General features: G+C 68.2%; 20 protein-coding genes. 10 read left to right on the top strand and 10 right to left on the bottom strand.

Translation table 11 applies throughout. The annotated features are described in order from the left end of the window. Window positions 1-11: 11 nt before the first annotated feature. From ispE to ACYKG1_RS03680, 3 genes are read right to left on the bottom strand one after another with little or no spacing between them, the layout of a single operon-like run. Window positions 12-881, bottom strand: a complete 870-nt coding sequence (gene ispE, locus ACYKG1_RS03690) for a 4-(cytidine 5'-diphospho)-2-C-methyl-D-erythritol kinase (RefSeq protein ID WP_100471378.1) — start codon at window positions 879-881, stop codon at window positions 12-14. Beyond that, entirely contained in the window at window positions 878-1537 is a 660-nt protein-coding gene (lolB, locus tag ACYKG1_RS03685) for a lipoprotein insertase outer membrane protein LolB (protein ID WP_100471377.1), read from the bottom strand. The genes ispE and lolB overlap by 4 nt, the downstream gene beginning before the upstream one ends. Continuing rightward, entirely contained in the window at window positions 1534-3219 is a 1686-nt protein-coding gene (locus tag ACYKG1_RS03680; RefSeq protein WP_262226220.1) for a tetratricopeptide repeat protein, read from the bottom strand. The genes lolB and ACYKG1_RS03680 overlap by 4 nt, the downstream gene beginning before the upstream one ends. 63 nt (window positions 3220-3282) lie before the next feature. Here ACYKG1_RS03680 and hemA point away from each other — a divergent pair, with 63 nt between their 5' ends. From hemA to ppk2, 4 genes are read left to right on the top strand one after another with little or no spacing between them, the layout of a single operon-like run. Further along, window positions 3283-4566 (top strand): glutamyl-tRNA reductase, encoded by a 1284-nt coding sequence (gene hemA / locus ACYKG1_RS03675; RefSeq protein ID WP_100471375.1) that lies wholly within the window; start codon window positions 3283-3285, stop codon window positions 4564-4566. Further along, window positions 4544-5626: a peptide chain release factor 1 gene (gene prfA / locus ACYKG1_RS03670; protein ID WP_014036080.1), complete on the top strand. Its 1083-nt coding sequence runs from the start codon at window positions 4544-4546 to the stop codon at window positions 5624-5626. The genes hemA and prfA overlap by 23 nt, the downstream gene beginning before the upstream one ends. A gap of 5 nt (window positions 5627-5631) precedes the next feature. After that, on the top strand, window positions 5632-7338 hold the full coding sequence (locus ACYKG1_RS03665; RefSeq protein WP_478471890.1) for an O-linked N-acetylglucosamine transferase, SPINDLY family protein: 1707 nt from the start codon (window positions 5632-5634) through the stop codon (window positions 7336-7338). Between the two features lie 46 nt (window positions 7339-7384). Beyond that, a complete protein-coding gene (gene ppk2 / locus ACYKG1_RS03660; protein ID WP_478471889.1) occupies window positions 7385-8167 on the top strand; it encodes a polyphosphate kinase 2 in 783 nt (260 codons plus the stop codon). A gap of 618 nt (window positions 8168-8785) precedes the next feature. Here ppk2 and ACYKG1_RS03655 read toward each other — a convergent pair. Continuing rightward, on the bottom strand, window positions 8786-9361 hold the full coding sequence (locus ACYKG1_RS03655) for a TlpA family protein disulfide reductase (RefSeq protein ID WP_262083278.1): 576 nt from the start codon (window positions 9359-9361) through the stop codon (window positions 8786-8788). Beyond that, entirely contained in the window at window positions 9358-10632 is a 1275-nt protein-coding gene (locus ACYKG1_RS03650; protein ID WP_262083279.1) for a YihY family inner membrane protein, read from the bottom strand. Before ACYKG1_RS03650 ends, ACYKG1_RS03655 begins: the two co-directional genes overlap by 4 nt. A gap of 77 nt (window positions 10633-10709) precedes the next feature. On the opposite strand from ACYKG1_RS03650, the gene wrbA reads away from it, so the two are divergent. From wrbA to ACYKG1_RS03635, 3 genes are all read left to right on the top strand, one after another. Beyond that, a complete protein-coding gene (gene wrbA / locus ACYKG1_RS03645; RefSeq protein WP_262083280.1) occupies window positions 10710-11303 on the top strand; it encodes an NAD(P)H:quinone oxidoreductase in 594 nt (197 codons plus the stop codon). Then, window positions 11300-11635, top strand: a complete 336-nt coding sequence (locus tag ACYKG1_RS03640; RefSeq protein ID WP_100471369.1) for a DUF2069 domain-containing protein — start codon at window positions 11300-11302, stop codon at window positions 11633-11635. Before wrbA ends, ACYKG1_RS03640 begins: the two co-directional genes overlap by 4 nt. Before the next feature lie 79 nt (window positions 11636-11714). Further along, a complete protein-coding gene (locus ACYKG1_RS03635) occupies window positions 11715-12200 on the top strand; it encodes an asparaginase domain-containing protein (protein WP_010481766.1) in 486 nt (161 codons plus the stop codon). An 89-nt stretch (window positions 12201-12289) separates the two neighbouring features. Here the strand turns inward: ACYKG1_RS03635 and ACYKG1_RS03630 are convergent, their stop codons facing one another. The 3 genes from ACYKG1_RS03630 to sufT form a co-directional block, all read right to left on the bottom strand. Further along, window positions 12290-14029, bottom strand: coding sequence for a S8 family peptidase (locus tag ACYKG1_RS03630; RefSeq protein ID WP_478471888.1), 1740 nt, complete (start codon window positions 14027-14029; stop codon window positions 12290-12292). Window positions 14030-14497: 468 nt separating this feature from the next. Beyond that, window positions 14498-15592: a branched-chain amino acid aminotransferase gene (locus ACYKG1_RS03625; RefSeq protein ID WP_100471367.1), complete on the bottom strand. Its 1095-nt coding sequence runs from the start codon at window positions 15590-15592 to the stop codon at window positions 14498-14500. A gap of 59 nt (window positions 15593-15651) precedes the next feature. After that, the gene (gene sufT, locus ACYKG1_RS03620) at window positions 15652-16203 is read right to left on the bottom strand and encodes a putative Fe-S cluster assembly protein SufT (RefSeq protein ID WP_005415385.1); all 552 of its coding nucleotides are present in this window, start codon (window positions 16201-16203) and stop codon (window positions 15652-15654) included. A 122-nt stretch (window positions 16204-16325) separates the two neighbouring features. On the opposite strand from sufT, the gene ACYKG1_RS03615 reads away from it, so the two are divergent. After that, the gene (locus ACYKG1_RS03615) at window positions 16326-16745 is read left to right on the top strand and encodes a hypothetical protein (RefSeq protein WP_100471366.1); all 420 of its coding nucleotides are present in this window, start codon (window positions 16326-16328) and stop codon (window positions 16743-16745) included. Window positions 16746-16828: 83 nt separating this feature from the next. On the opposite strand, the gene ACYKG1_RS03610 is transcribed toward ACYKG1_RS03615, so the two are convergent. Together ACYKG1_RS03610 and ACYKG1_RS03605 are read right to left on the bottom strand one after the other, a co-directional pair. Further along, complete coding sequence (locus tag ACYKG1_RS03610) at window positions 16829-18289, bottom strand: NAD(P)(+) transhydrogenase (Re/Si-specific) subunit beta (protein ID WP_478471887.1); 1461 nt, start codon at window positions 18287-18289, stop codon at window positions 16829-16831. Further along, a complete protein-coding gene (locus ACYKG1_RS03605; RefSeq protein WP_005408173.1) occupies window positions 18286-18606 on the bottom strand; it encodes an NAD(P) transhydrogenase subunit alpha part 2 in 321 nt (106 codons plus the stop codon). The genes ACYKG1_RS03610 and ACYKG1_RS03605 overlap by 4 nt, the downstream gene beginning before the upstream one ends. Window positions 18607-18703: 97 nt before the next feature. Here ACYKG1_RS03605 and ACYKG1_RS03600 point away from each other — a divergent pair, with 97 nt between their 5' ends. Together ACYKG1_RS03600 and ACYKG1_RS03595 are read left to right on the top strand one after the other, a co-directional pair. After that, window positions 18704-19288, top strand: a complete 585-nt coding sequence (locus ACYKG1_RS03600) for an RNA polymerase sigma factor (protein ID WP_262083345.1) — start codon at window positions 18704-18706, stop codon at window positions 19286-19288. Further along, window positions 19285-19611, top strand: a complete 327-nt coding sequence (locus ACYKG1_RS03595; RefSeq protein WP_262226213.1) for a DUF3379 domain-containing protein — start codon at window positions 19285-19287, stop codon at window positions 19609-19611. The genes ACYKG1_RS03600 and ACYKG1_RS03595 overlap by 4 nt, the downstream gene beginning before the upstream one ends. The last annotated feature ends 3 nt before the right edge of the window (window positions 19612-19614 follow it).

Below are 19614 nucleotides of genomic sequence, written 5' to 3'. Positions count from 1 at the left end.
GCATTGATGAATCAGTGTTGCTCGAGTGCATCCAGCAGTGGCGAACGCGCAACGCCCGCTGCCACCCTTGCCCGCAACTCCTTCGGCAATTTCGACCGTCCCTGCTCTGCAGCAGACTGCGACGCGAATTCGACGAAACAACCACTTCCCGAACCGGTCAGCCGCGCCGCGCCGATGTCGCTCAACGCAGCAAGCGCCGCCTCGACGGCAGGCTCACGGCGGCGCAGCACCGGTTCGAACGCGTTCCCGACCAGGGTCCCGGAAGCGAAGTCCTCTATTTTCGCCACTGGGCTGTCGCGCGTCAAATCCGGGTCTGCAAACAGGGCCGGCGTGGGAACATGAACACCCGGTTCAACCACCACATACCAGGCCGGTTCCAGCACGATCGGCTGCAGCTGCTCGCCCACCCCTTCGGCCCAGGCATTGCGGCCACGCACGAACACCGGCACGTCGGCGCCCAGGCGCAGGCCCAGCGCCGCCAGGGCATCCTCATCCAGGCCGGCCTGCCACAGCCGGTTCAGCACCACCAGCACGGTGGCCGCATCGGACGAACCGCCACCGAAGCCACCACCGGCGGGAACATGCTTTTCAACGATGATGTCCGCACCTTGCGTGACATTCGCCACTTCCTTCAGCAGGCGGGCCGCCCGTACCGCCAGATCGTCTGCCTCGGCTACGCCGGCCAGGCCCTCGCCCTGCCGGCGCACCTGACCGTCTTCACGCAGGCGCAGGCCGATGCGGTCCCCCCAGTCCAACAGGCGGAACACGGTCTGCAGCTCGTGATAGCCGTCGGCCCGGCGGCCGGTGATGTGCAGGAACAGGTTCAGCTTGGCCGGGGCCGGCCACCAGGACCAGCCCGCGTCGTCGACTGCCCCGCTCATGGACTGCCCTGCCCCCACTGGTCCACCAGCAGGCGCACCTTGGCGTCGCCAGTGCTGGCCTCGATCCGGCGCGGCAGCGCCGGCCGGCCGGCTTCGGCGGGGTACCAGTCCAGGTACTGCACCTGCCAGCCCATCTGCTGCATGCGACGCGGCCGGCCTTCACCGTCGCGCTCGACCGTCTCGGGGCCGGCAGCATCGCCGGCCACCAGGCCACGGATCCACTCCGGCAGCTGGTTGACCGGAATGTCCCAGCCAGTCGCTTCCAGCAGCAGCTGCTGGGCGTCCTCGCCGTCACGCGGCCCGCCGGCCAGCCCTTCCAGGCGACCGGCCTCGGAATGGGTATCGCCGGTCAGCTTCCAGCTCTGCCGGGTCACCGGCGCGCTCAGTTCGACCACATAACGGCGCCCGTCCTGCTTCCAGTCGATGCGACCGCTGCCGCCGTCCTTGCCCTTGCTGACCGCCACCCGGCCCTGGAAGGCCCAGTCCGGCTGTGCGCGCAGGGCCGCTACGCGCGCCGCCTCGGCCTGCGCCGCTTCGGCCGAGACCGTCTCGACAACCGCCGGTGGCGCGGTCTTCTGCGTACCCACGCTGGTACAGGCGGTGACCGCCAGGGCCACGGCCGCCAACAGCAGCGGCCGGATCAGGGAAACACTCATGGATTGAATTTCTCGCGGGCGCGCAGCAGCGCGCGGTTTTCAGGGTCGAGCTTGGCCGCTTCGTCGAAGAAGTGGCGGGCCTCGTCATGCTTGCCCAGCACCCACAGCACTTCACCGACGTGGGCGGCGATCTCCGGGTCCTTGGCCAGGGTCCAGGCCCGGCGCAGCTGCACCAGTGCTTCGTCCTTGCGGCCCAGGCGATACAGCACCCAGCCATAGCTGTCGACGATGGCGGCGTTGTCCGGCTCGGCCACGCGGGCGCGGTCGATCAGCTCCAGCGCCTCCTGCAGGCGGCCGGTGCGATCGGCCAGGGTGTAGCCCAGCGCGTTCAGCGCCGGCACGTTCTCCGGGTCGGTCACCAGGATCTTGCGCAGGTCGGCCTCGGCGCGCGGGATGTCGTCGCGGCGCTCCCAGGTGAGCGCGCGGGCGTACAGCAGGCCGTTGTCGTCCGGGTAGGCGGCCAGGCCGCGGGCCAATGCATCCAGTTCGCCGGCACTGTCGTCGCCGCGCTGGCGCAGCTCGGCCTCCAGCAGGTAGGCGTCGCGGCGTACATCGTCATCGACCACCGCATCAGACTGGATCGCGTGCACTTCCTCCAGCGCCAGCGGCAGGCGCCCGGCCAGGGCCTGGGCATTGGCCGCGCGCAGGCGCGCTTCGCTCAGTTCATCGCCACCGGGCACGCTGTGGTACCACTGCACCGCCTCGGGGTAACGCTTGAGGTACTCGGCGATCTTGCCCAGCAGCAGGCGCTGCGCCGGGTCCGGCTTGGCGGCCTGCCGCGACAGTTCGTTGTACAGGTTCGACAGCGCCGCCTTGTCGCCCTGCTTGGCCAGCAGCGAGGCGCGCATGCCCCAGGTCTGGACGTCCTGCGGGCCGAACGCCAGAACGCGCTCGGCCGCAGCGGGCTGTCCCAGGCTGTCGTAGGCGATGGCCACCGCATTGCGCAGTTCGGGGTCCTGCCGGGTCTTCGGCTCGACGTCGTGCAGCAGCGACAATGCCTTGTCGGTCTCGCCCGCCTGTTGCAACTGGCTGGCACGCAGCAGCGCCACCCGCGGTTCTTCCGGGAAGCGCTTGACCACTTCATCGATCATGCGCCGCGCCAGCTCGGGCTTGTCCATGCGCAGGGCCAGGCGGCCGAACTCCTGCCAAGCCTCGATCTTTGGTGGAATGGCATTGGCATCGACCAGCTCGCCGAGCACCTGCGCCGGCACCGCCGGGTCGCGCCCACCACCGATCAGCGCGGCCAGGGCGAACTTCCAGCCACGCTCATCGGGGTCGGCCAGCAGGGCCTGCAGTTCGGTGCGCGCGGCCTTCACATCGCCCTGGCGCATGGCCAGCGCACCGGCCGCGCTGCGCATGGTCAACGAGCGCGGGGCACGCTGTTGCCACAGCGCCAGGCCCTTGGCGGCGCTGGCATCATCGTTGGCAAGCATGGAAATACGGGTCGCGCGCTCGGCCAGGCCGGCGTCGCCGTCGGTCTGCTGCGCGGCCTGCAGGTACCAGCGCGCGGCCTCGGCCAGCTTGCCGGCCTGCAGGGCGAATTCACCGGCCATCACCGGTTCCAGCGCCAGTTCCTCAGTGGCCGCGGCCCGCACGGGGGCCTTGGCCGGCACCGCTGCCAGGGCCTGGGCACAGGCCAGGGACAGCAGCAGAACACTGGGGATGCGAATCAATGCGGGCATCGTCGGCATCGGGGCCTTAAAATGTCGTCCAATGGCCAGCAGCTTATCGCAAGCAACTGAACAATGACCCTGTGGGTGCTCGGACTGAATCACCAGACCGCACCGGTGGAGCTGCGCGAGCGCGCGGCCTTCGCCGGTGAGGCGTTGCCGCGTGCGCTGGGCTCGCTGCGCGATACCCCGCAGATCGCCGAGGCGGTGCTGCTGTCCACCTGCAACCGCACCGAGCTGTACGCCGTGGCCGAGTCGGCACAGGCGCTGGACCAGTGGCTGCACAGCCAGGCCGGCGACCTGCAGGGCTATCTGTACCAGCACGCCGATGCCGAAGCCGTGCGCCACCTGTTCCGGGTCGCCACCGGGCTGGACTCGATGGTGCTGGGCGAACCGCAGATCCTCGGCCAGGTGAAGGATGCCTGGTCGACCGCACGCGACCATGGCCTGCTCGGCCAGCGCCTGGACCGCCTGTTCCAGCAGACCTTCTCGGTGGCCAAGCGCGCGCGCACCGATACCCAGGTCGGTGCCAACCCGGTGTCGGTGGCCTCGGCTGCAGTGCGCCTGGCGCAGAACGCCTTCGCACGCCTGGACGATTCCACCGTGCTGCTGGTCGGTGCCGGCGAGACCATCGAACTGGCTGCACGCCACCTGAGTGAGGGCAAGGTGCGGCGACTGCTGATCGCCAACCGCACCCTCGCGCACGCGCAGGAGCTGGCCAGTCGTCATGGCGGCGTAGCCCTGCCGCTGACCGAACTGGACCGCCACCTGGGCGAGGCCGACGTCGTGTTCTCGGCCACCGCCGCGCGCGAGCCGGTGATCCACCGCGAGATGGTGTCCAAGGCCCTGCGTGCGCGCCGGCACAAGCCGATGCTGCTGTTCGACCTCGCCGTGCCGCGCGACATCGAGGCCGAGGTTGGCACGCTCAACGATGCCTTCCTCTACACCGTCGATGACCTGGAACGCGCGGTGGAAGACAACCGCCGTGGCCGCCGCGAGGCCGCCGCCGAGGCCGAGGCGATCATCGACCTGCAGGTATCGCGCTTCGTCGAGACCCAGCAGGCCAGCGCCCACCAGGCACCGCTGCGGCAGCTGCGCGCGTTCGGCGAGGCCACCCGCGCCGAGTTGCTGGAACGCGCGCGCCAGCAGCTGGCCAATGGCAAGCCAGCCGACGAAGTGCTGGAACTGCTGGCCCATGGCCTGACCAATCGACTGCTGCACCCGCCGACCGCCGCACTGCGCGCCGCCGCGCTGAGTGGCGATGCTGACCTGACCCGCGCCGCCGAGCGCCTGTTCCCGGCCACGCCGGGTTACCGCCACCCACCCGTGAGACCCGATGACGCCGACCCTGCGCCGTAAGCTGGAAGCGCTGGCCGAGCGCCGCGAAGAACTGGAACGCCTGCTCGCCGAACCCGATGTGGTCGCCGACAACACCCGTTTCCGCGACCTTTCGCGCGAATTCGCCCAACTTGAACCGGTCGCCACTGCACTGGCCGATGAGGCCCGCGCCAAGGCCGACCTGGCCGCCGCCGAAGGCATGCGCGCCGACCCCGACCTGCGCGAACTGGCCGACGAGGAAATCGCCGCTGCGCAGGCGCGCCTGCAGGAACTGGAGCAGGAGCTGGCGCTGCTGCTGGTGCCGCGTGACCCGCGCGACGAAGGCAACCTGTTCCTGGAAGTGCGCGCCGGCACCGGCGGCGACGAAGCCGCGATCTTCGCCGGCGACCTGTTCCGCATGTACGCCCGCTATGCCGAGCGCCAGGGCTGGAAGGTCGAGATCGAATCGGACAATCCCGGCGAGCATGGCGGCTACAAGGAAGTGGTGGCGCGCGTGGTCGGCCGGGGGGCGTTTTCGCGCCTGAAGTTCGAATCGGGCACGCACCGCGTGCAGCGCGTGCCGGCCACCGAGTCGCAGGGCCGCATCCATACCTCGGCGGCCACGGTGGCGATCATTCCCGAAGCCGACGAAGTGGATGACATCGTGATCAACCCGGCCGACCTGAAGGTGGATACGTTCCGCTCGTCCGGTGCCGGCGGCCAGCACGTCAACAAGACCGAGTCGGCGATCCGCATCACCCACGTGCCGACCGGCGTAGTGGTGGAGTGCCAGACCGAGCGCAGCCAGCACGCCAACCGCGACAAGGCGATGAAGCGCCTGAAAGCGCAGCTGCTCGATGCAGAGCGCCAGCGACAGGACGCCGCGCAGGCCGAATCGCGGCGCCTGCAGGTCGGCAGCGGCGACCGCAGCCAGCGCATCCGCACCTACAACTTCCCGCAGGGCCGGATCACCGACCACCGCGTGGAAGGCCTGACCCTGTACGACCTGCCCAACATCCTGGCCGGCGACCTCGACCCGCTGCTGCAGCGGCTCAGCCACGAACACCAGGTCGACGCCCTGGCCCAGCTGTCGGCGGGCTGAGCACGATGTCGGCCTGGCAGCAGCGGCAGCACCTGCAGCAGGCGATTGCACGCCAGCCCGGCGATTTCGTCGCGTGGGTGATGCTGGCCGACCTGGAACTGGAAGCCGGCGACATCGCCGCCGGCGAGCAGGCGGCACGACGTGCGCTGCAGCTGCGCCCGAACCATCCCGAAGCGCTGGCACGCCTGGGTCGCGTGGCCTGGATGGCCGGCGCGCATGCCGACGCGGCCAAGCTGCTCGGCCAGGCCTCGGCGCTGGCCCCGCAGCACCCGGGCATCGCGCTGTGGCTGGGCCATGCGCTGGAAGATGCCGATGACGCCGAAGGCGCCGCGGCCGCCTATCGCCGCGCGCATGCACTGATGCCGGACGAACCCTACATCGCCGCCCAGCGCCTGGCCTGGCAGCGTCGCCTGTGCGACTGGCAGGACGTGGACGCGCTGGCCACGCAGGTACGCACCGCGCTCGCGTCCGGCCAGGGCGCGGTGGAGCCGTTCGCCTTCCTCAGCGAAGACGCCAGCGCTGCCGAGCAGCTGGCCTGCGCGCGTGCGCGCGCCGCGCTGATCGCCGCCTCGGTACGGCCCCTGCCGGCAGTGAAGGTACGCGCACGCGGCCCGATGCGCGTCGGCTTCCTCTCCAATGGCTTCGGTGCCCATCCCACCGGGCTGCTGACCGTGGCCCTGCTCGAACACCTGCGTCATGACCCGGCGCTGCAGCTGCACCTGTTCGCGTTGAACCGCGCCGATGGCAGCCGCATCCGCGAACGGCTGCAGGCCGCGACCCGGCTGCATGATGTATCTGCACTGCGGCATGCCGACATCGCGGCCCGCATCCGTGCACAGGGTATCGACCTGCTGTTCGACCTGCGCGGCTGGGGCGGCGGCGGCACGCCCGAGGTGCTGGCGATGCGCCCGGCACCGCTGCAGCTGAACTGGCTGGCCTACCCCGGCACATCAGGCGCACGCTGGCTGGATGCCGTGGTCGCCGATGGATTCGTGCTGCCGGCATCGCTGGAACCTCACTTCAGCGAACGCATCCTGCGCCTGCCACGTGCCTTCCAGCCCTCGGACAACACCCGCGTACTGGAACCGGCACCGTCCCGCGCCGAATGCGGGCTACCCGAACACGGCGTGGTGTTCTGCTGCTTCAACAACAGCTACAAGCTCAATCCGCGCAGCATGGGCCGTGCCTTCGCAGTACTGCAGGCGGTACCCGGCAGCGTGCTGTGGCTGCTGTCCGGCCCCGGCCAGGCCGACGCCCGCCTGCGCAGCGCCGCGCAGGCCACCGGCCTGGACCCAGCCCGCCTGGTATTCATGGCCAAGCTGCCGCATCCGCAGTACCTGGCACGGTATCAGCACGCCGACCTGTTCCTCGACACCCACCCCTACAACGCGCACACCACCGCCTCCGATGCGCTGTGGGCCGGCTGCCCGGTACTGACCTGCCCCGGCGACACCTTCGCCGCGCGCGTGGCCGGCAGCCTCAACCACCATCTGGGGCTGGCACGGATGAATGTCGCCGACGACGCGGCGTTCATCGCCGCCGCCAGCGCGCTGGGCAATGACCCTGCGGCACTGGCCGCGCTGCGTGCCGAGCTGGCACAGGCCCGCGACCGTAGTGGACTGTTCGACATGGCCGGGTTTGCCCGCGACCTGTCGGCGCTGCTGCAGCAGCTGGCTGGCGAACAGGGCTGGCAGGGCATCGACACCCCCTGAGCGATCCCTGCGTTACGCTCGGGCTTCCTCCCCGCGTGGTGTGACGATGGCCAGGCTCAAGCGCAAGGACTACGACGAACTGATGCTGCCGCTTCAGCTGGAACTGACTGCGATGGCGCGCTGGGTGCAGCACAGTGGGCAACGCCTGCTGGTGCTGTTCGAAGGACGGGATACGGCCGGCAAGGGCGGCGCGATCCAGGCCATCAGCCAGCATCTCAACCCGCGCCAATGCAGGGTGGTCGCGCTGCCCAAGCCGACCGACCGCGAAGCCACGCAGTGGTACTTCCAGCGTTATGCCTCGCATCTTCCCGCCGCCGGCGAGATCGTGCTGATGGACCGCAGCTGGTACAACCGCGCCGGCGTCGAGCGGGTGATGGGCTACTGCAGCGAGACCGAGTACCAGCAGTTCCTGCGCCAGGCACCCGTGTTCGAACAGCTGCTGGTGGATGACGGCGTCCTGCTGTTCAAGTACTGGCTGTGCGTGGACCAGGAGCAGCAGGAGAAGCGCTTCGCCGAGCGTCATCTCGATCCATTGAAGGGCTGGAAGCTGTCCCCGGTCGACCTGAAATCGCGCAGCAAATACAGCGCCTACACTGAAGCCCGCGAGGCGATGTTGCGCGCGACGCATCGCGAGGCGGCGCCATGGACGCTGGTGGATTTCAACGATCAGCGGCTGGGCCGACTGACCCTGGTGCGCAACCTGCTGGACCGGCTACCGGACACGCGGGTGGATGCGCCGTTGCCGGAGCTGCCGAAGCTGAAGGGCAAGCTGCATCGCGAGCACTACGATGTGCTGAAGCCGATCGAGGACTTCCCGGTCGAAGCTTAGGGTGGGTCGGCAGGGTTGCACCCTGCACCTGCCGAAGCCAGAGCCAGAGCCAGAGCAACAGCAACGGCAACGGCAACAGCGGGTATTCCGTGGGATGGTGGGGCGGTGCCGGAGTGCGGGGACGCCGCAAGTACGTCCCTGTAGGCTTGGCAGCCGCTTGCTCGTGTGCGCAGTCCTGCGCACACGGCAAGACCGGGGTTGGGCGTCCTGCCCAACCCGCCCGAGGCATGCCTCGGGCCCATGCGGCTGACACCCCGCACTCCGGCACCGCCCCACCCCTGACAGATTTCTGCGGCTGTTGAAGGGTGTCGACCTTGGTCGACACAGTAGATCCACGCCATGCGTGGATGCTTTTCGATTCCAGTTCGAAATATTCGATTCCGATGGAGATTCATCCACGCATGGCGTGGATCTACTGCAGATCGCGGAGATCTGTCGAAGGCGTGGTGGGTCCGGTTGCGGGGGTGTCCGCGGCATGGATGCCGCGGCCAAGCCCCCAGGGACGGGTTTACGGCGTCCCCCGCAACCGGACCCGCCCCGCCATCCCACAGAATGCACGCTTTTGACGTTGACGTTGATCCGGCAGGTGCAGGGCCGCAGGCCCTGCCGACCAACCTACTACTTGGCAGCCGCGATCTGCTTTTCGATGTCGGCGGCAGTCACCGGGCCGAGGAAGGTGTGGGCCAGCTTGCCCTGCGGATCCAGCAGGTGCGTCAACGGCAGGCCTCGCGGCGTGGCGAAGTCCGCCGGTGGATCGAACGGGTCCACGATCACGATCGGATAGGTCACCGGATGCTTGGTCAGGAACGACTGCATTTCCGGCACTTCGATGTCCTCGTAGGCCAGGCCGACCACCTCGATGTTGCTGCGCATCGCATGCAGCGCCGACAGCTCGGGCATCTCCTTGCGGCACGGGGCGCACCAGGTCGCCCAGAAGTTCACCACCACCCACTTGCCACGATGCGCGGCCAGGTCGTAGTCGCTGCCATCCACCGCCTTCATCTTCAACGTCGGGAATTCGGCGGTGGTGCGCTCGGCCGGGGTTTCATCGACCGGTGCCGGAGTGGTCGGCGTCGGCGCCTGTGCCGGCGGCTGGCTGCTGGCCGGGGCCGGCTCCTGGGCCGGCTTGCAGGCCGCCAGGGCCAGCAGCAGGGTCAACGGGAGCAGCAGCGGCAACGGCGTCTTGCGGGTCATGGCATGTCTCCAGAGTCGGTATAGATGTCACTGACCTTGCGCTTCAGGCGTTCACGCAGGGGCAGTCGCAGATCGTCCAGCGCCGCCAATGCGGCACGGCCCAGGCTGTCGTCGCGGTACGGCAGGTGCTGCTCGGCCACCGGGATGCGCAGCTGGGTGCATTCGTACAGATCGGCCAGGCTGACCTGGTCCAGGTCGCGCGCGAGCAGCCACTCGCCGCGCTCGTCACGACGCAGCAGGCCGATCTCCTGCAGGTTGCAGGCCAGGTCCTGCAGCAGCGAGTCGGTCAGCAATGGTTCCAAGCGCAGGATTTCATCGTCGGCCAGGCCCTTGCCCTTGGCACGGGCATGGTGGAAGCGACCGAGCAGGCGCAGCAGGCCGTAGAACTCGTACCCCTGCGGCAGGCGCAGTTCAACCGGCTGGTAGCGGAAGGCGGCCATCGATGAGGCCAGCGACGCGCCCAGCAGCACCGCCACCCAGCACAGGTAGATCCACAGCAGCAGGATCGGCACGAAGGCCACCGTGCCATACAGCTTCTGGTAGGACTGGAAGCTGCCCAGGTAGGCACCGATGCCCCACTTCACCAGTTCCAGGATGACCGCCGCCAGGATCGCGCCAGGCACGGCGTGCCGCCATTTCACCGTGTGATGCGGTACCACCCGGTACATCAGCGTGATGCAGACGAACTCGATCAGGATCGGTGCCAGCCGCAGCGCCAGCTCGGCCAACCAACGGCCCTCCTGGGTACCAAACAACGGCATCGCGAACACCCGCGCCGACACCGCAAGCGATGCGGCGGCGAGCATCGCGCCCAGGGTCAATACGGTCCAGTAGACCAGGAAGCGGGTCAGCTTGGGCCGGGTCGAGCCGACCCGCCAGATCTGGTTGAAGGTCTCTTCCACGCTGTTGAGCGTGATCAGCAGTGAGGCCACCAGCGCGATGAAGCCAGCGGCCGTCAGCTGGCCGGCACTGGCCGAGAACTGCCGCAGGTAGCCCTCGGCCGCGCGCGCCGCGGAGGGCACGAAGTTGGAGAACACGTAGTCGCTGAGCTGATCGCTCCAGCGGTCGAAGACGGGGAAGGCCGACAGCACACCGAATACCACGATCGCCAGCGGCACCAGCGCGAACACCGTGGTGTACGCCAGCGCTGCCGCCGCCTGGAACAGGCGGTCGTCGAGGAAGCGATGCCACAGGAAGCGGCCGAAACTGATGGCCCGTGCGCGATCCCGCGCGCGCTCCATCCACAGGTTGAGCGTATCCAAAGGTTCCATCGGCGAAAGGGTACCCGATGCGGAATGCTGGCAGGATAGCCATACTGGTGGCCACACGACGAGGAGAAGCGGGCACGATGGGCGAGATTCTGGTGCTGTACTACAGCCGGGGGGGGTCGGTGGCACGGCTGGCGCGCCAGATCGCGCGGGGCATCGGCGAAGTGCCGGGCATGACCGCGCGCCTGCGCACGGTGCCGCCCGTGGCCGCCGTGACCCAGACCGCGCAGCCGCCGGTACCCGACGATGGCGCCCCGTATGTGAGCGTGCAGGACCTGGTCGAATGCCAGGGCCTGCTGCTCGGCAGCCCCACCCGCTTCGGCAACATGGCCGCGCCGGTCAAGCACTTCCTGGACGGGCTGGGCGCCGAATGGGTCAATGGCACCCTGTCCGGCAAGCCGGCCGGCGTGTTCACTTCCACTGCCTCGATGCACGGCGGCCAGGAATCGACCCTGCTGTCGATGCAGGTGCCGCTGCTGCACCACGGCTGCGTGATCGTCGGCATCCCGTTCACCGAACCGGCGCTGAGCCACACCACCAGTGGCGGCACGCCGTATGGCGCCAGCCACGTGGCCGGCGCTGCCGACGACCCGCAGCCGACCGACGACGAAGCCGCGCTGGCGCGCGCGCTGGGCCGGCGGGTGGCCGACATCGCGCAGCGGTTGGCCCGATGAACCGCCCGCCGCGCACGGTCCTGCTGCTGGCCCTGATGGGGCTGGCCGCACTGTTCGCAGGCTGGTTCATCAATGACAGGCATTGGCTGGCGACCCAGCTGGTGTTCACCGCACCACCGCTGGCCCTGGCCATCGCCGTGCGCGTGGGCTGGCGCAAGGCCGGCTTCTGGGCCTCGGTGCTGGCACTGGGCTGGTTCAGCCACGGCGTGATGAGCGCCTGGAGCCACCCGGAAACGCGCTGGCTGGCGCTGATCGAGATCGCGCTGGCGCTGCTGGTGATCTTCAGCGCCAGCCTGCCCGGCCTGCGTGCCCGCTTCGGCAGGCGACGCTGACGCTGCGGCCGCCGGGCCGTATCATCTGCATTCCTGGCCCCGCGCCGCTGTACCTGTCCTGGTTTCGCGCATGCACATGATGGAAGAGCTCCTGGTCGTCACCACCGGTGGCACGATCGACAAGATCTATTTCGACGACAAGTCGGACTACCAGATCGGCGATCCGCAGATCGGCATGATCCTGCGCGAGCTGGGCGTGACGTTCCGCTTCAACGTGATTCCGATCCTGCGCAAGGATTCGCTGCACATCAACGATGAGGACCGCGAACTGATCCGCGCCACCATCGCCGCGCAGCCGACCCGGCACGTGCTGGTGACCCACGGCACCGATTCGATGGTGCAGACCGGCAAGGTGCTGGCAACGATCCCGGACAAGACCATCGTGATGACCGGCGCGCTGAGCCCGGCACGTTTCCGTGGCTCGGATGCCGAGTTCAACATCGGCTGTGCGATCGGTGCGGTGCAGTCGCTGCCGAGCGGCGTGTACATCGCGATGAACGGGCGGATTTTCGACCCGCAGCATGTGCGCAAGAACGTGGCGGCGAACCGCTTCGAGTCGGTCTGAGGGACAGCGTGCCGACCAGGGTCGGCACCCACCCAGAAAAAAAACGCCCCGGCCGAAGCCAGGGCGTGCCCTTGGAGAGGGACTTGGGCTCAGTACTGGGCGTTGAGGGTCAGGCCCGAGAAGGTGCTGTAGGCCTTCACCCGCACATACCAGGTGCCGGCGGCGGGGCTGTTGATGGTGCAGGTCTCGCTGTTGCCGCTCAGGTACGGACGGCAGGTGTAGGCGGTATCGGTCGGGGCACTGCCCTGGCGCACGTACAGGTCGGCATCGCCGCTGCCGCCACTGATCGCCACGCGCAGCTGGGTGCTGCCGGCCGGAACGTTCACGGTGTAACTCAGCGAAGCGCCGCTGGCAGCGCCCAGGCCGGTCACCGGCACGTTGTTCTGCAGCACGTTGCCGCCCGGGTTCGTGCCACCGCCATTGATCGCTGCAGCCACGGCCGCATTGGCGTCGACGATGCCGGCGCCGCAGCCACCCGAGCAGGCGCCCGGCAGCGGCCGTGCGGTGCTCTTGATGATGCTTTCGACCTGCGCCGGACTCAGCGGGCTCGGCGCCACCGATTGCATCAGTGCAACCACGCCGGCCACATGCGGTGCCGCCATCGAGGTGCCATTGTAGGACGCATAGGTGGCGCTGCCCGGCGTGGTGGTGCCGGTGTTGAGGGTGGACAGGATGCTCTGGCCCGGACCGGAAATGTCGATGCCGGAACCATAGTTGGAGAAGCTGGCACGCGCACCGGCCGAGGTCGTGGCTGCCACCGCGATCACGTTCGGGCAGTTGGCCGGCACCGACGAGGACACGTTGGTGTTGCTGTTGCCGGCGGCGACCACCACGGTGGTACCACGGCCGACCGCGCCGTTGATCGCGTTCTGGTAGGTGGTCGAGCAGGAGCCGCCGCCGCCCAGCGACATGTTGATGACTTCGGCCGGGTTGGCATTGGCCGGCACGCCACTGACGGTGCCGCCGGAGGCCCACACGATCGCGTCGGCGATGTCGGAGGTGTAACCGCCACACTTGCCCAGCACACGCACCGGGACGACCTTGGCGTTGAACGCCGTGCCTGCCACGCCGGTGCTGTTGTTGGTCACTGCCGCCACCGTGCCGGCGACGTGGGTACCGTGCCAGCTGGAGTTGGAGGCCGGAATGCCCGAGCCGCACTCGTTGGCGCCGTACCAGTCGCCCTCGTCATTCGGGTTGTTGTCGCGACCGCCGCCATCGCGCGCCATCGCGGCGTCGCTGATGAAGTCATAGCCGGGCAGGATGTTGGCGTTGAGATCGGGATGGTTGGTGATGCCGGTATCGATCACGGCCACCACCACGCCGGTGCCGGTTGCCTTGTCCCAGGCCGGCCGTACGTTGATCGACGCGTTGGACGTACCGAAGCCCCACTGCTCGCTGAAGCGGGTGTCGTTCGGGGTCAGCGTCGCGCGCATGATCTGGTCGACTTCAACGTATTCCACGTTCGGGTCGGCAGCGAGCTTGCGCATCAGCAGCTCGGATTCGGCCTGGTCCAGCGGGCGGTCGGTCCTGACCACGGTCGGGCCGATGGCCAGCTTGCGGACCTCCTGCAGGCCCAGCGCGCGGCCCTGGCTGCTGGCCAGGCCGGCGGCGGCACTCTTCAGCGAAGAGGCCAATGCGGTGGTGTTGGCCACCGGCGCACTGCCGTCACGGTACTTCACGATGAAGCGCTGGTGCGTCGGCGCGGACTGCAGGCCGCTGAGCTGGACGTCACCGGCCAGCGCAGGCGTGGCCAGCAGCAGCGATGACAGAACGGACGCACCAAGGACCACCCACACTCGACGCACACGCGGTTGCGTTACCTGGGACATCGTATTTCCCTTTCTAGTGGTGTGAATGCCGGAATCGGCAGAAGCACCGGCCCGAACCATGGGCTGGCTTGCGTTGGCGAGGTTCGAAGTCCGGCGAGTCAGCGGATCCCCCTATCGATCCGCCGTGCAGATGACGCTAATGACCAAAACCGGACACCACAAGATTTTCAGCGTCTTTTCAGCAAGATGAAATGTTCGTTCTGAGACTTCTCGGGTCGAGGGTTTGTGAAGGTGAAGGAACTTTCTCGCGGCCTGCACGCACCTGACTGGGTCATCACGTGTCCTGCAATGACTTTGCCGACATCGGCGTCCGCTGATTCGGGGTCGGAGCCGGGGTCAGATCCCTTTTCCCAGGGAAAAGGGATCTGACCCCAGCCACCTGACCAAAACGCAGAAAGCCCGTCACGGGGACGGGCTTTCCAGAAGAGCAGTCGAGCATGGCTCGACGCTACAGTTCGGCGCGGGCGATCAGCCCAGCTTGACCAGCCAGTTGTGGCGATCCGGCAGGCGGCCGTACTGGATGTCGGTCAGTTCCTTGCGCAGCGACATGGTTACTTCGCCGGCCGGTGCGTTGATGTCGCCCACCGAGAAGCCCTCACCCTTCAGCTGGCCGATCGGGGTGACCACTGCCGCGGTGCCACAGGCAAACACTTCGGTGATGGCACCGGAGGCGACGCCGTCCTTCCACTCGTCGATGCTCACCTTGCGCTCTTCGACCTTCATGCCGCGGTCGCGCGCCAGCTGCAGGATGCTCTCGCGGGTGATGCCCTCAAGGATGCTGCCGGACAGTTCCGGGGTCACCAGCGTGCCGTCCTTGTAGACCAGGAACACGTTCATGCCACCCAGTTCTTCCAGGTACTTGCCTTCGACCGGGTCGAGGAACAGCACCTGCGAGCAGCCCTGTGCCTGTGCCTTCTGCTGCGGCAGCAGCGAGGCCGCGTAGTTGCCACCACACTTGGCGGCACCCGTGCCGCCCTTGGCTGCACGTGCGTATTCGGTGGACAGCCAGATCGACACCGGCGCAACGCCCTTGGCGAAGTACGGGCCGGCCGGGCTGGCGATGACGTAGTAGCCGGCCTTGTGCGCGCCGCGCACGCCGAGGAAGGCTTCGTCGCCGATCATGAACGGACGGAAGTACAGGCTCGACTCGTCGGCCGACGGCACCCAGTCGCTGTCGACGGCGATCAGCTGCTTCAGCGATTCAACGAAGATCTCCACCGGCAGTTCCGGCAGCGCCAGGCGCTGCGCCGAACGCTGCAGGCGACGGCCGTTGGCATCCGGGCGGAAGGTCCAGATCGAACCGTCGGCATGGCGGTAGGCCTTGATGCCTTCGAAGATTTCCTGGCCGTAGTGCAGCACGGCTGCGGCCGGGTCCAGCTGCAGCGGGCCGTAAGCGCGCACATTGGCGTTGTGCCAGCCAGTGTCCTTGTCCCAGCGCACTTCCACCATGTGGTCGGTGAAGTGCAGGCCGAAGCCCGGCTTCTCCAGGATCTTGGCGCGCTCTTCAGCGCTGCGCGGGTGGTCCGAACGGGTGACGGCGAAGCTGGGAATGGACTGGGACACCGGAGGATTCCTGTTCTGGTTGCGGGTAGTGCCGGGCCCGCGTCACTGCGGGCCCTGGGTCAAAGCATGCCGGTCTCGAGCCGTGCCGCCTCGGACATCATGTGCTGGTTCCACGGCGGGTCGAACACCAGGTCGACGTCGGCCTCGGCCACCGTCGGGATCATTTCGAGCTTGCTGCGCACGTCGTCGACCAGGATCTCGCCCATGCCGCAGCCCGGAGCGGTCAGGGTCATCTTCACGTCGATCTCGCGCTTGCCTTCGTCCAGGTGCTTGATCTCCACTTCATAGACCAGGCCCAGTTCAACGATGTTCACCGGGATTTCCGGGTCGAAACAGGTGCGCAGTTGCTGCCACACCAGCTGTTCCACCTGTTCATCAGTGGCATCGGCCGGCAGTTCCAGCGGTGCCGGCGCCTCCTTGCCGATGGCGTCGCCGTCCTTGCCGGCGATGCGGAACAGGTTGCCCTCGACGAACACCGAATAACTGCCGCCCAGCGCCTGGGTGATGTACCCATAGCTGCCGGCAGGCAGGGTCACGGTGTCGCCCTGCGGGACCATCACGGCCTCGCAATCGCGTTCGAAGTGGACAGGTTCGCTGCTACGGGAATACATGGGGACCGATATGGGGCCGTGGCCGGGGCCACGCAAGACGGCATTCTAGCCCAGCCGCCCCGGCACCGCCGGTGCACTGCGGCAAACCACAGTATCCTGTGGGTGATCTTCAGGGAGCTTCAATGTCCTCCAATGCCGCGCGTGCCAGGACCGTCACCTGGCTCTGGCCCCTCATGCTGTTACTGGGCCTGCTTGTTGCTCCCCTCGCCTGGATGGTCCTGGCGCTGATGACCGGCCGACAGGTCGGCTGGATGGCGGTACTGTCCGCCCTGGAACTGGTGTTCATGCTGCGCCTGGGCACCCTGGGCCCGGGCCGCTTGCGTGTCGCCCTGGTCGTGCTGGGCACCCTGCTGGTGGCCGCCGTGGCCAACTGGGCCATCGCCAGCGCCTGGATGGGCGGCTCGATCGGCCTGGACCTGTGGGACGCTACGATGCGGATGGGTCCGCACCTGGCCTGGACCCTGATCACCCTGGCCAATGGCGCGATGGAATGGCTGTGGCTGGCGGTGGGCGTGGGCGTGGGCGCCTGGCTGGCGCGCTGAGCGCGTAGATCCACGCCACGCGTGGATCGGAACGGTTCCGGGGTCAGAGCCCTTTCCCATGGAAAGGGATCCGACCCCGTCCCTCAATGCCCGCCGTCGAGCGCCTTCAGCTCGCTCACCAGCGATGCGGCCGCTTCGGCGCCGTCGCCGTACAGCATGCGGGTATTGTCAGCGTAGAACAGCGCATTCTCGATACCAGCGAAGCCGGTGCCCTTGCCGCGCTTGATCACCACCACGTTGCGCGCGTTGACCACATCCAGCACCGGCATGCCGTAGATCGGGCTGGCCGGGTCGGTACGTGCCACCGGATTGACCACGTCGTTGGCACCGATCACCAGCACCACGTCGGTGGTGGCGAATTCCGGGTTGATGTCATCCATGTCGGCGATCAGGTCGTAGGGCACACCGGCCTCGGCCAGCAGTACGTTCATGTGCCCGGGCATGCGTCCGGCCACCGGGTGGATGGCGAACTTCACCTTCACCCCGCGCTGGCCGAGCCGCTGCGCCAGCTCCCAGATCTTGTGCTGGGCCTGCGCCACGGCCATGCCGTAGCCGGGCACGACCACCACGCGTTCGGCGTAGGCCATCATCGCGGCCACGTCCGACGCTTCAATCGGCTTCTGCGAACCGGTGATCGCCTGCGCCTCGCCGCCGGCACCACCGCCGAAATTGGAGAACAGCACGTTGCGGATCGGGCGGTTCATCGCCTTGGCCATCAGCCGGGTCAGCAGGATGCCGGCCGCGCCGACCATCATGCCGGCGATGATCAGCGCCTCGTTGCCCAGCACGTAGCCCTCGAACGACACCGCCAGGCCGGTGAACGCGTTGTACAGCGAGATCACCACCGGCATGTCGGCGCCGCCGATCGGCAGCGTCATCAGCACGCCCAGTGCCAGCGCCAGCACGAAGAAGGCCACGATCGCCCAGGTATCGAGCGTGCTGGCCGCGATGATCGCCAGCACCACCACCGCCAGTGCCACCACCAGGTTCATCACCTGCTGGCCGGGCCAGGTCACACGCTTGTCCAGGCGGCCATCGAGCTTGGCCCAGGCGATCACCGAGCCGGACAGCGACACCGCACCGATTGCCGCGCCCACCACGGCCAGCAGCAGCACGGTGCCCGACGGCTGGCGTGCGGCCAGGTCGGCCAGCGCCTGTGCACTCCAGTGGCTGGTATCGCGGTTGGCCAGGAAGGCATAGCGCAGCAGTTCCACCGCACCGATCGCCGCTGCCGAGCCACCGCCCATGCCGTTGTACAGCGCCACCATCTGCGGCATGTCCGTGATGGCGACCTTGCCGGCCGACCACCAGGCCAGGCCCGCGCCCAGCAGCAGTGCCACCAGGATCAGCGGCACGTTGTGCAGTTCGGGCAGGAAGAAGGTCGCCGCGGTGGCCAGCAGCATGCCCAGCCCGGCCCAGCGGATGCCGCTGCGCGCGGTCAGTGGCGAGGCCATGCGCTGCAGGCCGAGCAGGAACAGCGTGGCGGCAACGAGGTAGCTGGCCTTGACCAGCCAGTCGAGCAGTTCGACGGTGCTGATGTTCAAGCCTGCGGCTCCTTCGGTTCGTCCTTGCCGCCCTTGGGCGCGCTCGGCTTGAACATTTCCAGCATGCGCGCTGTGACCACGTAGCCACCGGCGGCGTTGCCGGCGCCGAGCACCACGGCAAGGAAGCCCAGCGCCTTTTCCAGCGGCGTCTGCGCGTGCCCCAGCACCACCATCGCGCCAATCAGCACGATGCCGTGGATGAAGTTGGAGCCCGACATCAGCGGGGTGTGCAGGATCACCGGTACCCGCGAAATGATCACATGGCCGGCGATGGCCGCCAGCATGAAGATGTACAGCGCCACGAACCCGTCACTCACTGGCAACGCTCCCGCTCCGTCTTCGTCGCCCCATCATAACCACGGGCTGAACCCGTGCGCACCCGGCGTCAACCGCGACGGCGCTCACGCGTTGTCGATGGTGACCCCGAGCGAGGAACCGTACCCTGTGCTGGTGAGCAGCCCCGTCCCCCCGAGCGCCGAAACCGATGTCCTGCCGGCATCGCTGGAGGCGTTCCTGGCCAGCGTCGGCCCGCGTGCGTTCCGCTTCGCCGAGGCCGGCCTGCGCCAGCGCGAAGACGCCATGGATGCAGTGCAGGACGCGCTGCTGCGCATGCTGGACTACGCCGACAAGCCGGCGGCCGAATGGGCGCCGCTGTTCTGGAGCATCCTGCGCCGCCGGGTGATCGACGTGCAGCGCCGGCGCCGCTTCCGCCTGCCGTTCTGGCGCGACAACCAGGACGCCGAGGGCAGCGCGATCGACTGGGCCGACCCCGGCCCTGACCCGGCGCAGGCGCATGAGCAACGCCAGCAGTACCAGCAGCTGGTGGACGCATTGCGCACCCTGCCCGCCCGCCAGCGCGAGGCCTTCACCCTGCGCGTGCTGCAGGACCTGGACGGGGCCACCACTGCCCGCGCCATGGGCTGCAGCGAAGGCGCGGTAAAAACCCATCTGGCACGCGCCCGGCAGGCGCTGCAGGACTATCTGGAGATCCACCCGTGAACCGCTCCCTGCCTTCCGATGACACCCTGCGCAGCCTGCACGCGCAGTCGCTGCAGGCGCTGTCGCCGGCCACGCTGGCACGGCTGCGCCAGGCACGCCACGGCGCCACGGCCGCCCATCGCGGACGCTGGCGCTGGTGGCTGGCCAGCGCCTGTTCACTGGTCGTGGCACTGGGCATCGGCCTGCAGTTCACCGGCCATGGCACGCTTGCCGGTCCGGCGCCGGCCCCCGTGCTTGCTTCAGTGGAAGACAACGGCGCGCTCTACGACGAGAATCCCGATCTGTACCTGTGGCTGGGCGATACCGATCTGGCGATGGAGTAAATC

The organism is Stenotrophomonas sp. 85239_Sma (assembly GCF_056481725.1).
Note: the sequence above shows the minus strand (reverse complement) of the source record. Positions and strands in the feature narration are given on the sequence as shown.

Excerpts from the sequence above, each read along its gene's own strand:
- ACYKG1_RS03640 (WP_100471369.1), top strand. The coding sequence starts at position 11,300 with ATGAACCGCCCGCCGCGCACGGTCCTGCTGCTGGCCCTGATGGGGCTG.
- ACYKG1_RS03615 (WP_100471366.1), top strand. The coding sequence starts at position 16,326 with ATGTCCTCCAATGCCGCGCGTGCCAGGACCGTCACCTGGCTCTGGCCC.
- ACYKG1_RS03630 (WP_478471888.1), bottom strand. The coding sequence starts at position 14,029 with ATGTCCCAGGTAACGCAACCGCGTGTGCGTCGAGTGTGGGTGGTCCTT.
- ACYKG1_RS03600 (WP_262083345.1), top strand. The coding sequence starts at position 18,704 with ATGGTGACCCCGAGCGAGGAACCGTACCCTGTGCTGGTGAGCAGCCCC.
- lolB (WP_100471377.1), bottom strand. The coding sequence starts at position 1,537 with ATGAGTGTTTCCCTGATCCGGCCGCTGCTGTTGGCGGCCGTGGCCCTG.
- ACYKG1_RS03680 (WP_262226220.1), bottom strand. The coding sequence starts at position 3,219 with ATGCCCGCATTGATTCGCATCCCCAGTGTTCTGCTGCTGTCCCTGGCC.
- sufT (WP_005415385.1), bottom strand. The coding sequence starts at position 16,203 with ATGTATTCCCGTAGCAGCGAACCTGTCCACTTCGAACGCGATTGCGAG.
- prfA (WP_014036080.1), top strand. The coding sequence starts at position 4,544 with ATGACGCCGACCCTGCGCCGTAAGCTGGAAGCGCTGGCCGAGCGCCGC.
- ispE (WP_100471378.1), bottom strand. The coding sequence starts at position 881 with ATGAGCGGGGCAGTCGACGACGCGGGCTGGTCCTGGTGGCCGGCCCCG.
- ppk2 (WP_478471889.1), top strand. The coding sequence starts at position 7,385 with ATGGCCAGGCTCAAGCGCAAGGACTACGACGAACTGATGCTGCCGCTT.
- wrbA (WP_262083280.1), top strand. The coding sequence starts at position 10,710 with ATGGGCGAGATTCTGGTGCTGTACTACAGCCGGGGGGGGTCGGTGGCA.
- ACYKG1_RS03665 (WP_478471890.1), top strand. The coding sequence starts at position 5,632 with ATGTCGGCCTGGCAGCAGCGGCAGCACCTGCAGCAGGCGATTGCACGC.
- ACYKG1_RS03635 (WP_010481766.1), top strand. The coding sequence starts at position 11,715 with ATGGAAGAGCTCCTGGTCGTCACCACCGGTGGCACGATCGACAAGATC.
- ACYKG1_RS03650 (WP_262083279.1), bottom strand. The coding sequence starts at position 10,632 with ATGGAACCTTTGGATACGCTCAACCTGTGGATGGAGCGCGCGCGGGAT.
- ACYKG1_RS03655 (WP_262083278.1), bottom strand. The coding sequence starts at position 9,361 with ATGACCCGCAAGACGCCGTTGCCGCTGCTGCTCCCGTTGACCCTGCTG.
- hemA (WP_100471375.1), top strand. The coding sequence starts at position 3,283 with ATGACCCTGTGGGTGCTCGGACTGAATCACCAGACCGCACCGGTGGAG.